This is a genomic window from Arhodomonas sp. KWT (genome assembly GCF_010993615.1).
Map to the genome: position 1 here is coordinate 1 of NZ_WNXE01000841.1, position 731 is coordinate 731.

A 731-nucleotide genomic window follows, 5' to 3' on the forward strand; every position below is an offset into this window, starting at 1 on the left:
CGCAGGGCGACGGTCTCGCCCTCGTCCACCAGCGCCGGATAGCCACGCAGGGTGACGCCGTTCTGCTCCAGGGTGACATGGTCCTGCAGGTCGCCCACCTCCCACCGGCGCAGGCCCTCGCGCTCCCGGTCGGCCGTCTGCGGCCCGGCGAAGGACGCGCTCGCCTCGCCGGCCAGGCGCGCCTTGAGGGCGGCAAGGTCGCGGCCCTCGTCGAGGACCCGGCCATCCGCGTCGACCACGCGCACGTTCATGAACAGGTGCCGCGGCAGCTCGGCGGTGTCCCAGGCGTCCAGCGGTATGGCGACCCCGGTCATGCGCTCGAGCTCGCGGCACAGGACCTCCGTGAGCGCGCCCTCCCCCGCCGGGACGCGGTCCAGCACCGCGCGGGCGAAGTCCGGCGCCGGCACGAAGTTCTTGCGCAGCGCCTTGGGCAGGGCCCGGATCAGGGTGGCGGCCTTCTCCTCCACCAGGCCGGGGACCAGCCACTCCAGGCGGTCGGCGTCGAGCTGGTTGAGCGCGGCCACGGGCACGATCACGGTGACGCCGTCGTCGTCGTGGCCCGGCTCGAACTGGTAGGCGAGCGGCAGCTGCACACCGTTGACATCGAGGTGGTCCGGGTAATCCGCGCCGGTGACCTCCCCGGCCTCGCGCTCCATGAGCTGCTCGCGGCTCATGCGCAGGCGCTCGTCATTGCCGTCCCGGCGCACCCAGCGCTCGAAGCTCGGGCCGTC

The 731-nt window shown here is 73.7% G+C and carries 1 protein-coding gene; it reads right to left on the bottom strand.

The window, feature by feature from the left end; translation table 11 throughout:
• The coding region (locus G7A99_RS22795; protein ID WP_163144311.1) for a DUF3418 domain-containing protein at positions 1 to 731 on the bottom strand (731 nt) is incomplete at both ends.